Source organism: Arthrobacter sp. GQ119 (assembly GCF_059759125.1).
Map to the genome: position 1 here is coordinate 1 of NZ_JCAXEA010000111.1, position 234 is coordinate 234.

Here is a 234-nt window from a genome sequence, read left to right on the forward strand (position 1 = left end):
GCACCGATGTCGATGCCCTTTGTCGGCTCGTCCAGGATGAGGACCTTGGGATTGCTGGCCAGGCAGCGGGCGATGATGACTTTTTGCTGGTTGCCGCCGGACAGGGATTGAATCGGCGTTTCTGCCGACGGGGTCCTCACATCGAGGTCCTTGATGTACTTGCCGACCATTTTCTTTTCATAGCCGCGCTTGAGCACGCCCCAGCGGCTGACCTGCTTCAGGAGTGTCAGCGTG

General features: G+C 59.4%; 1 protein-coding gene. It reads right to left on the reverse strand.

What is annotated here, in order from left to right:
- A partial coding sequence (locus AC6CH3_RS23580; protein WP_498134731.1) for an ATP-binding cassette domain-containing protein occupies nt 1–234 on the reverse strand: 234 nt, incomplete at both ends.